At 74.0% G+C, this 20,554-nt stretch carries 15 protein-coding genes; 9 read left to right on the forward strand and 6 right to left on the reverse strand.

The window, feature by feature from the left end; all coding sequences use genetic code 11:
* The first annotated feature begins 10 nt into the window (after nucleotides 1-10).
* Genes ACLQ24_RS10140 through ACLQ24_RS10180 form a run of 9 tightly spaced genes read left to right on the forward strand, consistent with a single transcriptional unit; the run spans nucleotide 11 to nucleotide 9,612 of the window.
* Nucleotides 11-1,399 carry an MFS transporter gene (locus ACLQ24_RS10140; protein ID WP_425890663.1) on the forward strand — a complete coding sequence of 463 codons (1,389 nt, stop codon included), beginning with the start codon at nucleotides 11-13 and terminating at the stop codon, nucleotides 1,397-1,399.
* Nucleotides 1,396-1,626 carry an acyl carrier protein gene (locus ACLQ24_RS10145; RefSeq protein ID WP_425890665.1) on the forward strand — a complete coding sequence of 77 codons (231 nt, stop codon included), beginning with the start codon at nucleotides 1,396-1,398 and terminating at the stop codon, nucleotides 1,624-1,626. Before ACLQ24_RS10140 ends, ACLQ24_RS10145 begins: the two co-directional genes overlap by 4 nt.
* On the forward strand, nucleotides 1,623-3,260 hold the full coding sequence (locus tag ACLQ24_RS10150; protein ID WP_425890667.1) for a hypothetical protein: 1,638 nt from the start codon (nucleotides 1,623-1,625) through the stop codon (nucleotides 3,258-3,260). Before ACLQ24_RS10145 ends, ACLQ24_RS10150 begins: the two co-directional genes overlap by 4 nt.
* Nucleotides 3,257-4,285 carry a 3-oxoacyl-ACP synthase III family protein gene (locus tag ACLQ24_RS10155; RefSeq protein ID WP_425890669.1) on the forward strand — a complete coding sequence of 343 codons (1,029 nt, stop codon included), beginning with the start codon at nucleotides 3,257-3,259 and terminating at the stop codon, nucleotides 4,283-4,285. The genes ACLQ24_RS10150 and ACLQ24_RS10155 overlap by 4 nt, the downstream gene beginning before the upstream one ends.
* A 36-nt stretch (nucleotides 4,286-4,321) precedes the next feature.
* The gene (locus ACLQ24_RS10160; protein ID WP_425890671.1) at nucleotides 4,322-6,205 is read left to right on the forward strand and encodes an HAD-IIIC family phosphatase; all 1,884 of its coding nucleotides are present in this window, start codon (nucleotides 4,322-4,324) and stop codon (nucleotides 6,203-6,205) included.
* The gene (locus ACLQ24_RS10165) at nucleotides 6,198-6,446 is read left to right on the forward strand and encodes an acyl carrier protein (RefSeq protein WP_425890673.1); all 249 of its coding nucleotides are present in this window, start codon (nucleotides 6,198-6,200) and stop codon (nucleotides 6,444-6,446) included. Before ACLQ24_RS10160 ends, ACLQ24_RS10165 begins: the two co-directional genes overlap by 8 nt.
* A complete protein-coding gene (locus ACLQ24_RS10170; protein WP_425890675.1) occupies nucleotides 6,443-7,381 on the forward strand; it encodes a thiamine pyrophosphate-dependent dehydrogenase E1 component subunit alpha in 939 nt (312 codons plus the stop codon). The genes ACLQ24_RS10165 and ACLQ24_RS10170 overlap by 4 nt, the downstream gene beginning before the upstream one ends.
* Nucleotides 7,374-8,387, forward strand: a complete 1,014-nt coding sequence (locus ACLQ24_RS10175) for an alpha-ketoacid dehydrogenase subunit beta (RefSeq protein WP_425890677.1) — start codon at nucleotides 7,374-7,376, stop codon at nucleotides 8,385-8,387. Before ACLQ24_RS10170 ends, ACLQ24_RS10175 begins: the two co-directional genes overlap by 8 nt.
* The gene (locus ACLQ24_RS10180; protein ID WP_425890679.1) at nucleotides 8,380-9,612 is read left to right on the forward strand and encodes a 2-oxo acid dehydrogenase subunit E2; all 1,233 of its coding nucleotides are present in this window, start codon (nucleotides 8,380-8,382) and stop codon (nucleotides 9,610-9,612) included. The genes ACLQ24_RS10175 and ACLQ24_RS10180 overlap by 8 nt, the downstream gene beginning before the upstream one ends.
* Here ACLQ24_RS10180 and ACLQ24_RS10185 read toward each other — a convergent pair.
* From ACLQ24_RS10185 to ACLQ24_RS10210, 6 genes are all read right to left on the reverse strand, one after another.
* On the reverse strand, nucleotides 9,533-10,396 hold the full coding sequence (locus ACLQ24_RS10185) for a hypothetical protein (protein WP_425890681.1): 864 nt from the start codon (nucleotides 10,394-10,396) through the stop codon (nucleotides 9,533-9,535). The two genes, ACLQ24_RS10180 and ACLQ24_RS10185, sit on opposite strands and share 80 nt — an antisense overlap.
* Before the next feature lie 97 nt (nucleotides 10,397-10,493).
* Complete coding sequence (locus ACLQ24_RS10190) at nucleotides 10,494-10,973, reverse strand: hypothetical protein (RefSeq protein ID WP_425890683.1); 480 nt, start codon at nucleotides 10,971-10,973, stop codon at nucleotides 10,494-10,496.
* Nucleotides 10,974-11,412: 439 nt separating this feature from the next.
* Entirely contained in the window at nucleotides 11,413-11,604 is a 192-nt protein-coding gene (locus tag ACLQ24_RS10195) for an MbtH family protein (RefSeq protein WP_007461660.1), read from the reverse strand.
* Nucleotides 11,597-14,686, reverse strand: a complete 3,090-nt coding sequence (locus tag ACLQ24_RS10200) for a type I polyketide synthase (protein ID WP_425890686.1) — start codon at nucleotides 14,684-14,686, stop codon at nucleotides 11,597-11,599. The genes ACLQ24_RS10195 and ACLQ24_RS10200 overlap by 8 nt, the downstream gene beginning before the upstream one ends.
* Entirely contained in the window at nucleotides 14,683-17,970 is a 3,288-nt protein-coding gene (locus tag ACLQ24_RS10205) for an amino acid adenylation domain-containing protein (protein ID WP_425890688.1), read from the reverse strand. Before ACLQ24_RS10205 ends, ACLQ24_RS10200 begins: the two co-directional genes overlap by 4 nt.
* Nucleotides 17,967-20,504 carry a non-ribosomal peptide synthetase gene (locus tag ACLQ24_RS10210; protein WP_425890690.1) on the reverse strand — a complete coding sequence of 846 codons (2,538 nt, stop codon included), beginning with the start codon at nucleotides 20,502-20,504 and terminating at the stop codon, nucleotides 17,967-17,969. Before ACLQ24_RS10210 ends, ACLQ24_RS10205 begins: the two co-directional genes overlap by 4 nt.
* Between the last annotated feature and the right edge of the window lie 50 nt (nucleotides 20,505-20,554).

Below are 20,554 nucleotides of genomic sequence, written 5' to 3' on the forward strand. Positions count from 1 at the left end.
GGAGACCCCTATGGCGTTCCGACGCCCGTCCCGGTTCGCCGGGTTCACCACGATCTGGTTCGGCCAGCTGCTGTCGGCGCTCGGCACCCGGATGACGAACTTCGCCCTGAGCATCTGGGTGTGGGACGCCACCGGCCGGGCCTTCGACCTGACCATGCTGATGGCGTTCGCGTTCGGCGCGACCGTGATCTTCAGCCCGATCGCCGGCGCGCTCGTCGACCGGTGGGGACGACGACTGACCATCGTGCTCAGCGACGTCGGCTCGGCGCTCACCACCGCCGTCGTACTGCTGTTGTTCCTCAGCGGCTCGGTCGAGGTGTGGCACCTGTACCTGGTCAACCTGGTCACCGGCGCGTTCCTCGCGTTCCAGCTCCCGGCGTACCAGGCGACCATCACGGTGATGATGGAGAAGGGTCAGTACCCGAGGGCCAACGCGATGATGTTCGCGGTCCGGACCATCCCGGTGATCTTCGCCCCCGGCCTCGCCGCCGCGCTGCTCGGCCTGCTGGACATCAAGGTCATCCTGCTCGTCGACGCGCTGTCGTACGTGGTGGCGATCGGCGCGGTGTTGCTGGTGCAGCTCCCACCCCGGCCCCGCTCGACGCAGCCGGACGAGGGCGGCTTCTGGTACGACACGATCTACGGCTTCCGCTACATCCTGGCCAGCCGGGCGTTCACCGGGCTGGAGGCGATCATGTTCGCCATCAACGTGCTCGCCGCGGTCGGCTTCGCCCTGCTGGTGCCGCAGATTTTGGCCCGCACCGACAGCAGCACCAACGCGGTCGGTCTGGTGCAGACCATCGGCGCGGTGGGCGGTGTGGCCGGCGCGCTCCTGCTCGGACTGCTGCCCAACACCCGCCACAAGATCCGCCGGATGCTCATCGCCATCCTGGTCTTCAGCGTCCTCGGCCGGATCGTCTACGGCGTCGGGGACAGCATCATCGTCTGGTCGGTCGCCCTGCTCTTCCTGCACCTGTCCATCCCCTTCATCGACGGGTACGCCCAGTCGGTGTGGCAGGAGAAGGTCGAACCGTCGCACCAGGGCCGGGTCTTCGCCGCCCGCCAGTTCATCGAGGACCTGGCGTACCCCGGCGGCACCGCCCTGGCCGGTATCGCCGCGGACCGCTGGTTCGAGCCGATGATGCGCGAGGGCGGCCCGGGCGTGCCGTACTTCGGGTGGCTGGTTGGCAGCGGCCCGGGCGCCGGGATGGGCCTGATCTTCGTGATCGTCGGCCTGTTCGGCATCGGCGTCGCGGCTGCCGGGTTCGCCTCGCCGAGCATCCGCCGGATGGAGGTCGACCTGCCGGACTACGACGAGCCGACCGACCCGCCGGCCCCGCTGCCGTCGCCCTCGGGCACCGAGGAGTTGACCGACGACCGCGCGGTGGTGGCCAAGTGACGCTCACCGAGGTGGTGGCCGGGGTGCTGGACGTCGACCCGGCCGAGGTCACCGACGAGTCCGGACCGGAGACCATCGGTACCTGGACCAGCCTGCGCCACCTGCAACTGGTGGTGACCCTGGAGGAGGTCTACGGGCTCTCCTTCGCCTTCGAGGAGATCCGCGACGTGCGCAGCGTCGGCGAGCTGCGGAGCGTGCTGCGGGCCAAGGGCACGGAGACGCGATGAGCGATGTCCTGTTCACCCGACGCACCCGCTGGCAGGCGCTCACCCGCCAGCGGCCGGCTCCGACGCTGCGCGTCGCGCTGCTGGCCAGCTACACGGTGGACCCGTTGGTCCCGTACCTGGGCCTGGACCTGCACGAGCGCGGTCTGACCGCCACGCTCACCGTCGGCCCGTTCCAGCAGGTCGTGCAGCAGTGCCTGGCAACCGACGGCTTCCTCACCGAGGCACGCCCCGACGTGCTGCTGGTGGCGCAGCGGCTGGAGGAGGCCGGCGACCCCGGCGCGTCCGGCGACGCCTGGGCGGCGGAGCTGCTGGCCGGGGCCGAGGCGGCCGTCACCGCCGCGCGCCGGCACGGCGCCCTCCTGGTGTACGTCCTGCCGGCCGTCCCCGCCGCTCGCCCGTACGGACCGGCCGACGCGATGCACGCCGACGGGGTGGCCGCCAGCGCCACCGTCGTACGGCAGCGCCTGCGCGACCGGCTGGCCGGCGACCCGGGGGTGCTGCTCGTCGACGCCGACGAGGCGGTACGCGCCGTCGGCGACGAGCGGGCGTACCACCCGGTGCTGTTCCGCCTCGCGAAGGTGCCGTACACCGAGGAGGTCTTCGCCCGGCTCGGGGCGACCGCCGCCGCGCTGGTGGCGTCCTGGTTCGGCGCGAGCTGCCGGGCGCTGGTCGTCGACGGCGACGGGCTGACCGGCGCGGCGCACCTGCTGCCGGCGCTGCGCGAGCTGCGCGCCGCAGGCGTACGCGTGGCGCTGCGGGCCACCGGCGTCGGCTGGTGGTCGGACGGCGACGCCGCTGACCTGCTGAGCGTGCTCGACGGCTGGGTCACCGACGCGCGCCCGATCGACGAACAGCTCGCCGAGATCGCCGCCGAGCTGCACGTCGCCCCGGCCCAGATTGTCCTGGCCGGCGTCGGCGCGGCGCACCTCGTGCCGCCCGGCGAGGGGCGGCCGGCCGTCGAGGGGCCATCGCGACGCGTACCGTTCGGGGCCGATCCCGCGCTCTGGTCGGACGAGCTGCGGGCGGCCGGGCTGACCGACCGGCTGCCGGAGCGGCGGTGGAGCGGCGGTCCGGCCCGGTCGGCCGACGCGCCGCACGCCGCGCTGTCCCTGGACGATTTCGTGGCCGGCCTGGACGTCCAGGTGGACTACCGGCCGGTGGCCGCGGACGGCGTCGCCGAGGTGGCCGAGGTCGCCGCCCGCGCACACGACTTCGCCGTCGCCCCGGCCCCACCGGCCGCCGCGCTGGCCGAGCGGGCCGCCGACCTGCTGGCGATCCGCGTCCGCGACCGGCTGGGCGACTACGGCACGTCGGGCCTCGTCGCGCTGGACCGGACCGCCGACCGCTGGACGGTCGACGTCTTCTCGCTCTCCTGCCCGGTGCTGGGCAAGGGCGTCGAGGCGGCCGTGCTGCGGGAGGTAACCCGCCGGGCCGGCGCGGCGGGCGCCGGTGAGGTCGTCGTCCGCTGGACCGACACGGGCCGCAACGGCACCGCCCGGCGCTTCCTGTCCGAGGTGGATGGTGTCACGCCCGCCGACCCCCGGGTCCGGCTGCGCGCCGCCCACACGTCCGACGACGACCCGACGCCACCGGCGGCGGCGTCGACGCCGACAGCCACGGCGGTACGGCGATGAGCGCGCCGCTGGTCGGCGTCGGGGTGGCCGCCCTGGCCCACGTCCTCGGCGAGCCGGTCGACGTGGCGGCGGCCGCGGCCGCGTACACGAACGATCTGGACCGTCTGCGGTCCTGGGAGTACCGGACCTTCCACCGGGCCGGCCCCGCCGTCGGGGTGACCGACCTGGCGGTCGTGGCCGGCGGCACGGCCCTGGACCGGGCCGGGCTGACCGCCGCCGACGTGGACCTCGTGGTGCTGGCCATCCCCGACCTGGCCGAATACCTCTACTGGGACCCGGCCGCGCACACCCAGGCCCGCCTCGGCGCGCACCGGGCCGAGGCGGTGCTGCTCAACCAGGCGTGCGGCGGTGGAGTGGCCGCGTTCGACACGGTGGCCGGGCGGTTCGCCACCCACCCCGAGTACCGGACGGCGCTGCTGATCGGCGCGAACCGGGTGTGCGAGCCGTACTGGAACCGGATGGAGGTGAACACCAGTGTCTTCTCCGACGGCGCGGCGGCGGCGGTGCTGGTGCGCGACCACGACCGGTGCCGTTGGCTGGCCACCGAGACGATCACCGACGGCCGGTACGCGGGCTTCATGCGCATGCCCGTCGGCGGCGCGGCCCAGCCGTTCACGCCGGACGGCGACACCCCCCGCGTCGGTGACCCGGCGGACCGGCTCAACGAGTTCTTCGCCGGCGATGTCCGGCGGATGTTCCGGTTCGTCGCGACCATCCGGGAGCGCAACCGGCAGGTGGTGGAGACGGCCTGCGACCGGGCCGGCGTCACGCTGGCCGACGTCCGCCGGTTCGTGCACTTCCACGACAACGTCCGACAGTTCGCCGAACTGGCCAAGGACCTCGGCGTGGAGCTGGAACGGACGAACGTCGAGCTGGCCCTCGCGCACGGCCACATCGGCTGCGCCGACCAGCTCATCGGCCTGGAGCACCACCTCGACAACGGCGAGTTGACCGCCGGCGACCTGGTCGCCCTCACCAGCACCGGCAGCGGCATGCACTGGGTCTGCACCCTGCTGCGGGTCTGACCGGCCGCACCCCACCCACGGGAAGGAACACCGAACATGAGAGTCGAGGAGGTCCTGCACCGGATTCGCCGGCTGCGCCGACCCGACGCGGCCGCCGACCCGGAGCTGGCGCCCGGCCTGGTACACCTGGACGACGCGGCGGTCACCACCGTCGCGTCCGCCGGCCGGCTGCTCGCCGACGTACCCGTCGAGAAGCTGGCCAGCCCAGACTTCGCACTCCGCCCGCTGCGGGTCGCGGTCACCGGCACGTTCACGCCGGGCACGCTGGAACCGCTGCTGCGGGTGGCGCTGCTGCGGATCGGCATCGCCGCCGAGATCCACATCTCCGGCTTCGACCAGCTCGTGCTCGACCTCAGCGACCCGCGCTCGACGCTGGCCGAGTTTCGGCCGGACGTGACGCTCTGCCTGCTGCACGACGGCTGGTTCCTGCCCGCCGAGTGGGATCCCGGCGACCTGGCCGGCCTCGCCGACGTGCTGGGCGAACGGGCCGGCGTGCTCGCCGCCGCGCTGCGCGGGTACGCGACGCGCGACGACGGCGCGGTGCTGCTGCACACCGTGCCGCTGTCGCCGTTGGAGCACCGGGGCCTGGTCAGCTTCCGCGGCCGGGCCGAGCTGGGCCGGATCTGGCGGGAGCTGAACTCCCAGCTGCTGGAGCTGGGCGCGCGGGACACGACGTACACCCTGGATCTGGAGACGCTGCTGGTGGACCACGACGGCCCGGTGCGCGACGAGCGCCTGTACCGGTTCGCCAGCATGGCGTGGACGCCCACGGTGGAGCGGCGGTACGCCCACGAGGCGGCCACGTTCTGCCGCGCGGTCCTCGGGCGGACGGCGAAGGTGCTCGCACTGGACCTGGACAACACCCTCTGGGCGGGTGTGCTCGGCGACGACGGGCTCACCGGCATCCGGCTCGGCACCGACTACCCGGGCAACTGTCACCGGGACGTGCAACGTCGCGCCCTGGCGCTGCGCCGGCAGGGTGTGCTGCTCGCGGTGTGCAGCAAGAACGACCCCGATCTGGTGACCGAGGCGTTCGCACAGCATCCGGACCTGCTGCTGCGCGCCGACGACTTCGTCGCGCAGGCGGTGAACTGGGGGCGCAAGGACGAGAACCTGCGCCAGCTCGCGACCGGCCTCAACCTGGGCCTGGACGCCGTCGTGTTCGCCGACGACAGCCCGTTCGAGTGCGAGCTGGTACGCCACGAGCTGCCGAGCGTACGGGTGGTGGAGTTGGCCGGCGACCCGGCGGGCTTCTCCACCAGGCTGCTCACCGAGGGGCACTTCACCGTGCTGGCCACCGGCGTCACCGACCGGGAACGCACCGAGCTGTACCGGGCCCGCGCCGGGCGGGAGCGCTTCGCCGCGACCTTCGACTCGGCCGCCGATTACCTGCACGAGTTGAAGTTGCGCGTCAGCGTCCGGGAGGTCGACGCGCACAGCCTGCCCCGGGTCGCGCAGCTCGGGCTGCGCACCAACCAGTTCACGATGGCCGAACGGGCGCACACCGAGGCGCAGACGCGAGCGCGCGCCGACTCCCCCGACCACCTGGTGCTCACCGTCGAGGTGGCCGACCGGTTCGGCGCGGAGGGACTGGTGGGCGGCCTGTGGCTGGACCGGACCGACCCGGACGCGTGGGTGATCGAGAACTTCGTGCTGAGCTGCCGGGTCTTCTCCCGGGGCGTCGAACAGGCCGCGCTGCACCGGGTGGCGGAGCTGGCCCGAGCCGCCGGCGCGACCCGGCTGGAGGCGCTGTTCCGGCCCACCGCCCGCAACAAGCCCGGCGGGGCCGTGTGGCCGTCCGCCGGCTTCACCGTGGCCGCCGTCGAGGACGGCACCACCCGGCACGTGTTGCCGCTGCATCCCCCGCCCCGGCTGCTGCCGGCGTGGATCGCCTTGGAGGAGGGAGACATCCGTGCCTGACCTGTTCACCACCGTCGCGGGCCTCATCGAGCAGGTCGCGGACGTACCGGCCGAGGATATCTCACCCGATGTCCGGTTCACGTCGCTGTCCAACTGGACCAGCCTGGAGGCGCTGCGCCTGCTCTCCGCGCTGGAGGACGACCTCCGCGTACGGCTGGACCTGCGGGCGTACCTGGCGGTGACCGCGGTCGGCGAGCTGGTCGACCTGGTCGCCAGCGAGCTGGACGGGGCGACACGGTGACCGCCACCCGCACCGAGGCGCCCCCGATCGCGCCGACCCGGCTCACCGACGCCGACCTGGACCTGCTGCTGCTGATCCGGCACTTCGAGCTGGCGTTGCTGGACATGTTCGGGCGGGGCGAGCTGCACGGCACCACGCACACCTGCCTGGGGCAGGAGTACGTGCCGGTGGCCCTGCGCCCGCTGCTCACCGACGGCGACTTCGTGTTCAGCAACCACCGTGGTCACGGTCACTACCTGGCCCGGTTCGACGATCCGCACGGTCTGCTGGCCGAGGTGATGGGCCGCGAGGGCGCGGTGTGCCACGGCGTCGGCGGCAGCCAGCACATCCTGCGGGACCGTTACCTGTCGACAGGTGTGCAGGGCGAGAGCGCGCCGGTCGCCGCCGGGGTGGCACTGCACCTCAAGCGCACCGAGCCGGGCCGGTTGGCGCTGGTCTACCTGGGCGACGGCACGTGGGGCGAGGGCGCCGTCTACGAGGCGCTGAACATGGCCGCGCTCTGGGGCCTGCCGCTGGTGCTGGTGGTGGAGAACAACGGCATCGCCCAGTCCACGCCGACCGTCGCCCAGCTCGCCGGCAGCATCGGCGGTCGGGCCCGCGCCTTCGGGGTGGACCATCTCCGGATCACCTCCACCGACACCGAGGTCGTCCGGGCCGCGCTGACGCCGGCGCTGCGCCGGGTCCGCGAGCGGTCCACGCCGTACGTGGTCGAACTGCTCACCCACCGGGTGGGACCGCACAGCAAGGGCGACGACAGCCGCCGCCCGGAGGAGATCGCGCACGCGCGGGCGCACGACTGGTACGTCCGCTACGCGCAGGCGTACCCGGAGCATTTCGACGCGCACGACGAGCGGCAGCGGGCGTACGTGGCGCAGGTAGTCGCCGACGTCGCCGGCCGGCCGGCGAGCCGCTGGACGGAGGAGGGCCGTGGCTGATCGGGTGGTGGAGAACCTCAACCAGGCGCTGCACGCGCTGCTGGCCGAGGACCCCGCGCTGACCGTGCTCGGGGAGGACCTCGTCGACCCGTACGGCGGGGCGTTCAAGGTGACCCGGGGACTGTCGGAGCGCTGGCCGGAGCGGGTGCTGTCCACCCCGCTGAGCGAGGGCGGGATCGTCGGTGTGGCCGGCGGGCTGGCGCTGGCCGGGCAGAGCGCGATCGTCGAGATCATGTTCAGTGACTTCGTGGCGCTGGCGTTCGACCAGATCCTCAACTTCGCCAGCAAGTCCACCGCCATGTACGGCCGGCGGGTGCCGATGCGGCTGGTGGTGCGCTGCCCCAGCGGCGGCAACCGGGGGTACGGCCCGACGCACAGCCAGAGCCCTCTGAAGCACTTCATCGGCATCCCCGGCCTGAGCGTGCACGAGGTGTCCCCGTTCCACGACAACCGGACGGTGCTCGCCGGCATGCTCGCCACCGGCCGGCCGGGTCTACTCTTCGAGGACAAGGTCCTCTACACCAACCGCATGTACGCCGACGGCGTCGTGGACGAGCTGTTCCGCTACGACCTGATCGGCGCCGACGCCGACGTCGCCCGGGTCCGGGTGGACGAGGAGGAGCAGGCCGACTGCGTGCTTGTCGTACCCGGTGGGTTGGCCGCCCGGGCCGTGTCGGTCGCCCGGGAGCTGCTGTTGCGCGACGACATCGTCTGCCAGGTGCTGGTGCCGTCGCGGCTCTGGCCGCTGGACGTGGACACCCTGCTGCCGCCGATCGCGCGGGCCGGCCGGGTCGTGGTGGCCGAGGAGAGCACCGCCGGCGGCACCTGGGGCGCCGAACTGGCGCAGGTCGTGCACCGGCGGCTCTGGGGATCGCTGCGCGCGCCGGTACGCCTCGTGCACTCCGCCGACAGCGTCATCCCGACAGCCGCGCATCTCGAACGCACCGTGCTGGTGCAGGACACCGCCATCCACCAGGCCGTGAAGGAGGTCGTCAGTGGTGACTGACCTGGTCGTTCCCAAGCTCAACAACAACGACACGTCGTACGTCCTGCTCGACTGGCTGGCCGAGGACGGCGAGCAGGTGCGCGCCGGGGAGCCGATCGCCGAGGTGGAGACCTCCAAGGCGGCCGAGGAGCTGCTCAGCGACGGTGACGGAGTGCTGCACCGGCTCGTCGAGGTCAACCAGGAGTGCGCACCCGGTGACGTCATCGGTCGCGTCTTCGAGGACGAGCAGGCCCGGCAGCGGTTCCTTGCCGAGGCGGTTACGCCGGCCGCGTCGACGCCCGACGTGCGGCCCGGTGGGCCCGTCCTCACCGACTCGGCCCGGGAACTCGCGGCGGCGCACGGTCTCGGCGACGACGAGTTGCGGGGGCTCGGCAAGGCGGTCGTTCGTCGTACCGATGTGGAACGCCTCCTCGCCGACCGGTCGGCGGCGCCCCCGACCGCGACCGAGCCGGTGGTGCTGGCCGCGGCCGCGACCGAGCCGGTGGTGGTGGCCGCGGCCGCCGCGCTGGCGGCCGGTGACGGCCCGGAGCCGGACGACCCACGCCCGGTGCACGCGCTCTCCCGCGCCCAGCGCGCGGTGGCCGCCGTGGTCACCGAGTCCCACCGGGAGGTGCCTGCGGCGCTCGCCGTCGTCAAGGTCCGGGCCGACGCCGCCCTCGCGGTGGCCCGGCAGCTCACCCGTGCCACCCGCACCCTGGTCGGCCTGCCCGAGCTGCTGGTCAAGGTCATCGGTGGGTTGCGCGAGGACCACCCGTTGCTCTTCGCCGCACCCGGCGACGGCAGCAGCGTACGTCTGGCCGAGGCGGCGCACGTCGGCGTCACCATCGACGTCGGCACGGGCCTGTTCATCCCGGTGGTCCGCGACGTGGAGGAGCTGACCTGCGCGGAGATCGCCGAGACGCTGATGGACTTCCGCACCCGGGCCGGCGGTGAGGGCTTCCGGGCCGGCGAGCTGGCCGGCGGGACCATCGTCGTCTCCCTGCACACCGACCCCGACGTGGTACTCGCCGGGCCGATCGTCTTCCCCGGCCAGACCTGCGTGGTGGCGATCGGCGGCACCCAGGACGAGCTGGCGCTGGACGCCGACGGTCAGGTCGTGACGCGCCGGTTCGTCAACCTCAGCGCCGTCTACGACCACCGGGTGGTCAACGGCCGGGAGGCGGTCGCGTTCCTGCAAGCCGTGAAGGCGGCCCTGGAGTCCCCCGACCACCTCGCCGAGGAGTGACGCGACGGTCGGGTCGAGCGTCATCCGGTCGCGGACGTCCGTCTGTTGTGATCGTTGACGGCTGAGCAGTGGTGGAGCCGAGCGGGATCGCCAGGACCAGTGGACCGAACATCGCGGTGTTGGCAGTCGCGGCGAGCCGGCCCAGAAGCGCCGCCGGGGTGTGCGCTTGTACGGCGGTGACCGCCGCGACCAGGGTCCACGGCAGCCCGACGGCGGTGACCGCCGCGACCAGGGTCCACGGCAGCCCGACGCCGGCGATCACCGCGCCCGCTACCGTGCCCGGCCACCAGGGCAGGCAGCGCGCCAGGCAGCCCACGGCGAACAGCACCGTCCCGGCGACACCCACAGCGACGGGCCCTCGTCGGGCGAGGAGCCGACCGACGATCAGTCCGCCGACGATGGAGCCGGCGCCCTGGACGCTGACCAGCACGCCGAGAAACGTGGTCGGCAGCCGCAGCTCGGTCACGACGATCGCGTAGAGGGCTGCGGTCGCGTAGAGGGCTGCCGTCGCGTAGAGGGCTGCCGTCGCGAAGCCGGAGGCGGCTATCGACACGGCGGCGAGCAGGACCGGTACGCGGATCGCGGGCTGTCCGGACAGGATCCTGAGGCCTTCGCGCAGGCCTTGTCGTGGCCGGGCCGACCGCGCGGACGCGGGCCGGTGAAGCCGCACCGCCGGGTAGAGGGCGGCGATCACGACGGGCATCGCCGCGCTGAGGACGGCGACCACCGGACCGCCGTGCCACGCGTAGAGGCCCGCTCCGGCCAGCGGAGCGACGAGCTTCATGCCCTCCTGAGCGCTGGAGCGCCACCCGTTCACGTCGCCGAGCTCGGTCGCGGTCAGCGCGGACGGCAGCAGCGCCGTCTCGCCCGCGTCGAGGACGTCAATCTGTTGTTGACAGGGCGATGCGCACCGCCGCCGCCAGGGCACATACCGGCGGCGGCAGCCGGTCATCGGCGGTGTCGAGGTCGGCGACGACGTGCAGGGCCAACGCGTGCAGCGAGCCCGGAGCGGCGTCCAGGGCGGTCTCCACGGTGCTCCGGACCAGTGCCGCCCGACGGAACCGGGAGTCCCAGCGTCGGTCCGTCGCGATCCAGCGCTCCAGGTCGGCCACTGCGCCGCGCAGGACCACGATCCGTCGGTCGTACGCACGATCCAGGGCCTGCCGGCGAGCCCGTCGCACACTGGCCAGGCGCTGCCGGCGCTGCTCGGCGGCCTGCCGGCTGCCGAGGCCCAGCGCCGTCGCGATCTGCGCCCAGGTCGCACCGTCGTGGCGCGCCCGGTCGATCAGCTCGGCCTCCCGCTCGTCCAGGCGTGCACGAGTGGCATGCACCTCAGCCAAGCAGGTCAATGCCGTCGTCACCGTGTCAACATTACATTGACAGCTCGGCACTTCGGATGCCGACGGCTCGGGGTCCCGGATGCCGGGGTCCGACGCCCCGGATGCCGGGGTCCGACGTCCCGGATGCCGGGGTCCGACGTCCCGGATGCCCGGAGGTCTGATGCCCCGGATGCCCGGTGGTCTGACGCCCGGGTGCCTACGCCCCGGATACCCGGCGGACGGGTGGCCCCACTATCCGGCGACGCTGTCGAGCTGCCCCACTTCTGGGGCAGCAAGACGCTGTGGACATGCCCCATTTCTGGGGCAGCTCGACAGGCGGCACGGGACGCCTGCCACCCTCGGTTGGGCCACCGCCTGGCCCAGCGCCGGCGTCACTCGGCGGGGTGGTGACCGGCGGTTCAGCCGGCGGCGAGGTGTTCGCGGACGCGGCGGGGGCGCATGCGGGGTGGTGACCGGCGGTTCAGCCGGCGGCGAGGTGTTCGCGGACGCTGCGGGGGCGCATGTCGGTCCAGGTACGCGTGACGAAGTCCAGGCACTCCTGGCGGCTGCCGGCGCAGCCCGCGTCCCGCCAGCCGTCGGGCACCTCCTTGTGCCGGGGCCACAGGGCGTACTGCTCCTCGTCGTTGACCACCACGCGGTGCTCGTCAGCCATCTGTCTGTCCTTCCTCGTGTCGGGCCAGGTGCAGCTCGCGGGCGAGACTCTCCGGGGACATCGCCCGGATCTCCGCGAGCAGGTCGGAGAGGTCACCATCCGGTACGGCGGGAGTGGGCGACGCCAGCGCCGCGACGGTCCGCGCCAGCGCGGCGGGGGTGGGCGACTCGAAGACCGCCGCGGGTGGCAGGTCGACGCCGAACGCGTCGCGCAGTCGCGCCACCACGCGGGTGCCGAGCAGCGAGTGGCCGCCCAGCTCGAAGAAGTCGTCGTCGGGGCCGATCTCGTCTACCCCGAGCAGGTCCACCCAGATCCGCCGCACCACCTCGTACGGCTCGTCGGTCGGCCCGGTGGAGACGTCCGGTGCGGTGGGTGGCGGCGCGGCGGCGTCCGGCGCGGTCTCCTCGGCGGCCACCGGACCCGGCCGGTACGCGTCGACCCAGTGCCGCTCGCGGGCGAACGGGTACGTGGGCAGGGGCACCCGCCGTCGTCCGGCGGGCCAGTCGACGGGCGCCCCGGCGAGCCAGAGCCGGCCGACGGCCAACGCAACGGCATCGTCCTCGCCCGACGGGGTGCGGTCGGCGGGCAGGCTGGTCAGCACCGGCACGCCGCGTGCGGCCGGGTGCTGGCGGACGAGGGTGGCCAGGGTGCGGCCCGGGCCGGCCTCCAGCAGCGCGTACCGCTCGCCGAGCAGCAGGTCGGCGGCCGCGGTGAAGTTGACCGGGCGACGAAGCTGCCGCACCCAGTAGTCGGGATCGGTGGCCTCGTCGTCGGTGAGCCAGCGTCCGGTCACGTTCGACACGACCGGGACGGTGGGCGGGCGCAGCGGGATCTCGCGCAGGTGCGCGGCGAAGCCGGTCAGGGCGGGTTCCATCATGGCCGAGTGGAACGCGTGCGAGGTGCGGACCTCCCGGCAGGCCACCCCGCGCCCGCGCAGGTCGGTGGCGAACGCGGCGACGGCGGCTGTCGTTCCGGAGACGGTGACGAGGTGCGGCGCGTTGGCGGCGGCGATCTCCACCCCGTCGGGCAGCAGCGGCGTGATCTCGTCGACGCCGAGGGCCACCGAGAGCATCGAGCCGGGGGCCTGCGCCTGCATGAGCCGGCCGCGCACCGCGACGGTGGCGAGCGCGTCGGGCAGCGTGAAGACGCCGGCCAGGCAGGCGGCCACGTACTCGCCGAGGCTGTGCCCCGCCATCGCGGCCGGGCGTACGCCACGGTGGCGCAGCAGCTCGGCCAGGGCGTACTCGACGGCGAACAGGGCCGGCTGGGTGAGTCGGGTCTCGTCCAGCTCGGGTGCGGCGGGGACCGCCTCGCCGGATGGGCAGAGCAGCGTCCGCAGGTCCACGTCGAGGTGTGGGCGCAGCAGGTCGGCGCAGCGGTCGAAGGCCGCCCGGTAGACCGGTTCGGTGCGGTACAGGGTCCGGCCCATCCCCGCGTACTGTGCGCCCTGGCCGGGGAAGAGTAGCGCCACCCCGGCCGGCGTACCGGTGGCGACGCCGGTACGGACCGAGGTCGCGCCACGGTCGGCGAGCTGGGCGGCGGCGTTCTTGGCGTCCCGGGCGACGGTGACCAACCGGTGGCCGAACGCGCGTCGCGTGCGGGCCAGGGTGTACGCGACGTCGGCCAGCGGCACGTCCGGATTCGCGTCCAGGTGGGTGGCGAGCTGGGCGCGGGCCCGGTCGAGTGCGTCGGTGTCCCGGGCGGAGAGCACCAGCACGTGCGCGGAACGCTCGTCGCGCGGGGCGCGCTCCGCCGGTTCGGCGGCCTGGAGCACGACGTGGGCGTTGGTGCCCCCGATGCCGAAGGAGCTGACCGCCGCGCGGGGCGGCGCGCCCAGATCGGGCCAGGGCTGCGGCGTGGTGGGCACCCGGAACGGTCCACCGGCCAGCTCGGGGTGCGGCTCGGTGCAGTACGGGCTGGGCGGCACCACCCCGTGGTGCAGCGCCAGCGTGGCCTTGATCAGCCCGGTCACGCCGGCGGCGACGTCGAGGTGACCGACGATCGACTTGACCGAGCCGAGCGCACACCGTGCACTGTCAGCACCCCGACCCGCGTCAGCACCCCGACCCTCGGCGCTGTGGAACGCCTCGGTCAGGGCCCGCAGTTCGATCTGGTCACCCAGCTCGGTGCCGGTGCCGTGCGCCTCGACGTACCCGATGGTGGTGGGGTCGACCTCGGCCACCTCCTGGGCGGCCCGGATCGCGGCGACCTGACCGTCCACGCCGGGCGCGGTGAAGCCGACCTTCACCCGGCCGTCGTTGTTGATGGCGGAGCCCCGGATGACGGCGTACACCGTGTCTCCGTCGTCGCGGGCGTCCGCCAGCCGGCGCAGGACGACGGCGGCGGCGCCGTCGCCTCCCACGGTTCCGGTGGCGCGTACGTCGAACGGCCGGCAGTGCCCGTCGCGGGACATGATGCCGCCGGCCTCGTGGCGGTAGCCGGTGCCGCCGGGCAACAGGACGTGCGCCGCGCCGGCGAGCGCGACGTCACACTCGCGGGCGAGCAGCGCCTGCGCGGCGAGGTGCACGGCGACCAGCGACGACGAGCACGCCGTCTGCACCGCGACGGCGGGTCCGCGCAGGTCCAGGTGGTACGCGACCCGGGTGGGCAGCGAATCCTTGTCGTTGGCGAGCAGCAGCTCGTACTCGGAGACCGAGTCGAGTCGCGGGTTGCGGAACAGGTGGTGCAGCAGGTAGCCGCTGGCCGCCGCGGCGGCGTACACGCCGACCAGCCGGCCGGGGTCCCCGGCGAGGTGGCCGGCGCGTTCCAGGGCGGTCCAGGCGGTTTGCAGGAAGAGCCGCTGCTGCGGGTCGAGCAGCCGCGCGTCGCGGGGCGAGTAGCCGAAGAAGCCGGCGTCGAAGCGGTCGACCTCCGGCAGCGCGCCGTGCGCCGGCACATGGTCGGGGTGCCTCCGCTCCTGTTCGCTCAGCCCGGCGGCGGCCAGTTCCGCGTCCGTGAACCGGGTGATGGTCTCCTGCCCGGCGAGGATCCGCCGCCACAGTTCGTCGACGTCGGCCGCGCCGGGAAAGCGGCCAGCCATCCCGACGATGGCGATCTCGAGTCCGGTCTCCTGGTCGGTCACGCTCGTCCCTCCCCCGCCGTCACCGGGCGGGCCCGGCGGGCCCGTTCGGCCAGCGCCTGCTTGCGTTCGTCTCGTCGTCGACCGCCGCCCGCCGCCGCCGTCGGCGCGGATGCGCCGTCGAGGAAGCGCGCCAGCAGCGCGACGGTCGGGTAGCGGAACAGCTCCACCGCGGGCACCGGTCGACCCAACCGGTCGGCGAGTCGGGTCTGCACCCGCGCCAGCAGCAGGGATGTGCCGCCGAGGTCGAAGAAGTTGTCGTCCGCCCCGATGTCGTCGAGCCCGAGAACCTGTCGCCAGGTGTCGGCGATGGCCCGTTCGACCGCGCCGTCGGGCGCCACGTACGCGGCGCCGAGGTCGGCGCGGGCCACGGCGGGGGCGGGCAGGCGGGACGGGTCGAGTTTGCCGCTGGACGTGACCGGCAGGTCGGGCACCACCACGAAGGCGCTCGGCACGAGATAGCGGGGCAGGCGCCGCAGCAGGCTCTGACGCAGCTCGTCCACCGCCAACCCGTCGCCGACGAGGTAGCCGACGAGTCGCCGGCCGCCGGGCGAGTCGGTCCGCACCACGGCGGCGGCCCGGCGTACGCCCGGGCACTGACGCAGGTGGGCCTCCACCTCGCCCAGCTCGATCCGGTAACCGTTGATTTTGACTTGGTTGTCCGCCCGGCCGAGGAAGACCAGTTGCCCGTCGGCGCGCCAGCGGACCAGGTCACCGGTGGCGTACATCCGCGCCCCCGGCGTCGGCGCGTACGGGTCCGGGACGAAGCGGCCGGCAGTGAGCGCCGGGTCGCCGTGGTAGCCGCGGGCCACTCCGACGCCGCCGAGGTGCAGCTCGCCGGGCACCCCGGGGGGCACCGGCCGCAGCTCGGTGTCGAGGACGTAGGTGCGCACCCCGGTCAGCGGGCGGCCGATCGGCAACTCGGTGTCCACGGGTGCGCACTGGGCGGCGGTGGCGGTGACGGTGGCCTCGGTCGGGCCGTACCCGTTGATCAGGAGCCGGTCGCGCGACCAGGCAGCGGCGACGTCCGGCGCGCAGGGTTCCCCGCCCACGGTGAGTATCCGCAGGTCGGGCACGGCCGCGGGGTCCAGCGCGTCGAGGACCACCGGCGGCAGGTCGGCGACCGTGACGCGGTGCCGGGTGAGCGCGGCGGCCAGGTCGGGACCGGGCGTGCGCTCGTCCGGGCCGAGCAGGCGCAGGGTGGCCCCCGCGGTGAGCGCGGTGACCACATCGGAGAGCGCCACGTCGAAGCTGATCGAGTGGAACTGCAGGACCCGGTCGCCGGCCCGGACGCCGACCAGCCGGGCCTGCGCCTCGGCGAGGTTGGCCAGCCCCCGGTGGGTGCCGACGACGCCCTTGGGTAGCCCGGTCGAACCGGACGTGTAGATCAGGTAGGCGGCGGAGTCGGGATGAACGGCCACCGACGGCGGGGCCTGGTCGTGCGGCGCGGCGTCGTCGAGGTGGAGCAGCGGCACGGCGGTGGCGGGGAGCGCGAGCTGCGCGTCGGCCGTGGTCACCACCAGCGCGGCGGCGGAGTCCGCCAGCAGGTACGCCAGCCGGGCCGCCGGTAGCTGCGGGTCCAGGGGCAGATAGACCCCACCCGCCCGGAGTACGGCGAGGAAGGTGACCACCCAGTCCGGGCCGGCGGGCAGGCAGACGCCGACGGTCGTCTCGGCCCGCACGCCCCGGGCGGCGAGTGCCCGGGCCAGGCGGTCGGCCCGCGCGTCCAGGTCCCGGTAGGTCATGGCCTGATCGCGGTACGCCAGGGCCACGGCGTCCGGGGTCACCGCAGCCTGGCGGGCGACCAGCTCGCCCAGGCTCGGCTGGTCCGGTGACGCGGGCGCGGTGGCGGCCCAGCGGTCGACCAGGTCCCGACCGGCGGCCGGGTCCAGCAGCGGCAGTCGGTCCACCGGGGTATCCGGGGTGGCGAGCGCGGCCATGAGCAGGGTGTCGAGCTGGTCGGCGAGCGCGCGGGCGGTGGACTCGTCGAAGAGCCGGGTCCGGTACTCGATCCGCCCGTCGATCCGGCCCTCGTGGGCGGTGACGGTCAGCGTGAGGTCGAACATGGACGTGCCGGTGTGCGTCTCGCCGCTGGCCAGCACGGTCACCCCGGGCAGCGTCAGCCGCTCTTCCCAGCCGTCCTCGACGGCGAACATGACCTGGGCGAGGGGGCGGCGGCCGGGGTCGCGGGCCGGGCGCAGCTCCTGTACCAGGGCGTCGAACGGCACCGGGTCGGTCAGCGCGGTCAGCGCCGAGTCCCGCAGCCGGTCCAGCAGCGCGGCGAAGGTCAGTCCACCGTCGACCCGGCTGCGCAGCACCAGCGTGTTGACGAAGAAGCCGACGGCGGTCTCGCTGTCGAGCGTCTGCCGGTTCGCCACCGGTGTGGCGATGAGCAGGTCCGGCTGCTGGCTGCGACGGTGCAGCAACGCCGCCCAGGCTGCCGCGAAGATCATGTACGGGGTGGCGCCGGTACGTCGTTGCACCTCGGCGACCCGCTCGGCCAGCTCCGGCGGCCAGGAGAACTCGATCTCGTGTCCGGCATCCTCCAACTCCGCCGGGCGGGGCCGGTCGGTGGGCAGGTCGAGGCCGGGCGGCGCGCCGGTCAGCGCGTCGCGCCACCAGTCCAGTCGCCGGGCCAGTTCGGTCGGGCCGAGCATCCCGTCCTGAGCCAGCGCGGCCGGCACGTCCCGGGGAACCGCCGGCAACGCCACCGGACGTCCCTCCCGCAGGGCCGCGTACGCCGTCGACAGCTCCTCGAAGAGCAGACCCATGCTCCAGCCGTCGCAGACCACGTGGTGCAGGCTGAGCAGCAGCGAGAAGTCGGTCGGGCCGGTGCGGCACAGGGTGGCCCGCATCAGTGGCCCCCGGGCCAGGTCGAACGGGCGTACCGCCTCGGCGGCGGCGTACTCGTCGATCCGGTCCGGCGCGACGTCCTCGACCGTCAGCGGCAGGCCGGTCGGCGGCAGGACCATCTGGTACGACTGCCCGTCCAGCGGCACGAACACCGTACGCAGCGCCTCGTGCCGCGCCACGATCTCGTCGAGCGCGCCGCGCAACGCGGCCACGTCCAGGTCACCGCGCAGGTCCACCCGGTACGGCACGTGGTAGGCGGGGCTGTCCGGTCGGAGCTGGGCCAGCAGCAGCATCCCCTCCTGGGCGGCGGTGAGCGGGTGGATGCCGTAGCGGTCGCCGTCGGCGCGGATCGCGGCAAGGAACGCCTGCCGCCGCTCGGGCGGCAGCGCGTCCACGCGCTGGTGCAACTGCGCGGGAGTGAGGGCGCCGATCATCGGGCGATGCCCTGTTCGAGCTGGTCCAGAAGACCCGCGAGATCGGCGGGAGGCGAACCGCCCAGCGCGACCGGCGTGGCCGGCTCGGCGGGCGCGGCGGGCTCGGCCGGCTCGGCCGGCTCGGCCGGCTCGGCCGGCTCGGCGGGCGCGCCACCGATCTCGTCCAGCGCGGCGGCCAGCCCGGCCACCGTCGGGTGGTCGAAGATCAGCCGCAACGGCACCTCCGCGCCGAGCGCGGCGGCGAGCCGGGAGCGGACCCGGGTCGTCTTCAGGGACCGCCCGCCCAGGTCGAAGAAGTCGTCGACGCGGCGGCGCACCGGCACGCCGAGGACGTCCTGCCAGATCTCGGCCACCGTCCGCTCGGTGGGCGTACGCGGGGCGTCGTCGTCGGCTGTCGCGGCGGCGTCGGGGGCGGGCAGCGCCGCGACGTCCACCTTGCCGTTGCGGTTCAGCGGCAGCCGGGGCAGCTCCACGAACACGGCCGGCACCAGATGGTCGGGTAGCTGCTCGCGGGCCCGTTCCCGGACCTCCTCGGCGCGTACCCCCTCGTCGGGCACGACGTACGCGACGAGTCGGGCGTCTCCGGCGGCGTCGCGGTCGGCGCGCACGATCGCGTCGCGGAGCAGCCCGCCGCCGCGCAGCGCCTCGGTCACCTCGCCCGGCTCGACGCGGTACCCACGGATCTTGACCTGGTGGTCGGACCGGCCGACGAACTCGATCAACCCGTCGGGGCGCTGCCGGACGACGTCGCCGGTGCGGTAGAGCCGGCCCCCCGTGCGGGGCCCGAACGGGTCGGGCACGAACCTCTCGGCTGTCGCGTCGGGGCGGCCGAGGTAGCCGCGGGCCACCCCGTCCCCGCCGACGAACAGCTCACCGAGCACGCCGGGTGGTACCGGTTGCAGGAGCCGGTCCAGCACGTACACCCGGGTGTTGGCGACCGGACCGCCGATCGGCACGATCGGGTCCGCGGCGGTGAGCCGGGCGCAGTCGTACGTCGTGCTGTAGGTGGTGGCCTCGGTCGGGCCGTATCCGTTGACGAGCATCGTGCCCGGGCAGGCCGCGCGGAGCCGGTCCACGGCGACCCGGTCGGCCTGTTCGCCGCCGAAGGTCAGGTAGCGCAGCGCGGCCAGGGCGTCCGGCGCCTCGGTCGCCACCTGCCGGGCCACGGAGGTGGCCAGGAACATCATGGTCACGCCGGTGTCGCGCAGCCGGGTACGGAGTCGCTCCGGCACGATCACGTCGTTGATGTCCAGGTCCGCGAGGCAGGCGCCGTTGAGCAGCGCGCCCCAGACCTCCAGGGTGGCCGCGTCGAACGACATCGTGGCGGCCTGCCCCATCACGTCGTCCGGGCGTACGTCGAGGAAGTTGGTGTCGCGGACCAGCCGGACGATGTTGCGGTGGCTGACGCCGGTGCCCTTGGGGTGGCCGGTGGATCCCGACGTGTACATGACGTACGCGAGCTGGTCGGGGTGGACCGTCACCGCCGGGGGCGCCGCCGGGCCGTCGTCGGCGGGCAGCCGGTCCACGGCGATCCGGGGGGTGCCGTCGTCCGGAAGCCGATCGGCCAGCGCGGCGGCGTGCAGGATGACGCCGGGCTTGGCGTCGTGGCACATGAGCGTCAGCCGCTCCGGCGGGTAACCGGGGTCCAGTGGCAGGTATGCGGCCCCGACCTTGAGCGTCGCCAGAGCGGCGATCACCCAGGCGGTCGTGTCGGCGAGGCAGATCCCGACCAGCGTCTCGGCGCCGATCCCGAGCCGGAGCAGACGCCCGGCCAGGTGGTTGGCACGCCGGTCCACCTCGGCGTAGTCGAGGGTCTGGGCGCCGTCGCGCAGCGCGGGCGCCTCCGGGGTCTGCCGGGTCCACTCGGCGAACAGGGCGGGCACCGACGACTCACGTGGGTAGTCGGTGTCGGTGGCGTTCCAGTCGAGCACCACCCGCCGTTCGGCCGCCGGGTCGAGCAGTGGCAGGTCCGACAGGCGCGCCGTGGGACGTTCCCGCGCCCGGTCGAGCAGGACGGCGAGCGCCGCCGCGACCGAAGGCGCGTGTGGATGCTGGCCCACCGTTGCCGTCGACCGTTCGCCGGTGTCGTCGACAAGCAGCCGCAGGACGCCCCGATTACCGGACGGCATCCGATCGGGTCCAATCGACACTACCGGCCGATAGTCGGGAACCGTTTCGGGCAATTCCCCGTCATGCGCGCGGGCCTCGCGCAGCGCCGTTCGGACCAGGTCTCGCAGCTCGATCCACGTGGGATCCTCGGGCAACCGGACCCGCACCGGTAACCAGCGTCCGGCCCCGGTCGACTCGGCCGGCGTCTCGGCGAGCAGATCTCGACCGCCGGCCCAGCGGCGCAGCAGCGCGAACAGGCCCGCCAACGCGCTGACCTGCGGCTCGACGTCGTCACCCAGGTCGGTGCGGGCGTGGGCGGCCGGGTCGGTCGTCGGCGTGAAGGGCAGGTCCGGCGGCTCCGGGAGGGCGGCGAGCTGCCGTTCCCAGAAGGTGGAGAGGCCAGGGAAAATTGTCTGTTCGGTCATCGGATCTCAGCTCCGATCGGCGGGTGACACGCAATGACGGCGAGTGTGGC

Origin of the sequence: Micromonospora sp. DT4 (assembly GCF_049841675.1) — a bacterium.
Lineage (GTDB): Bacteria > Actinomycetota > Actinomycetes > Mycobacteriales > Micromonosporaceae > Micromonospora.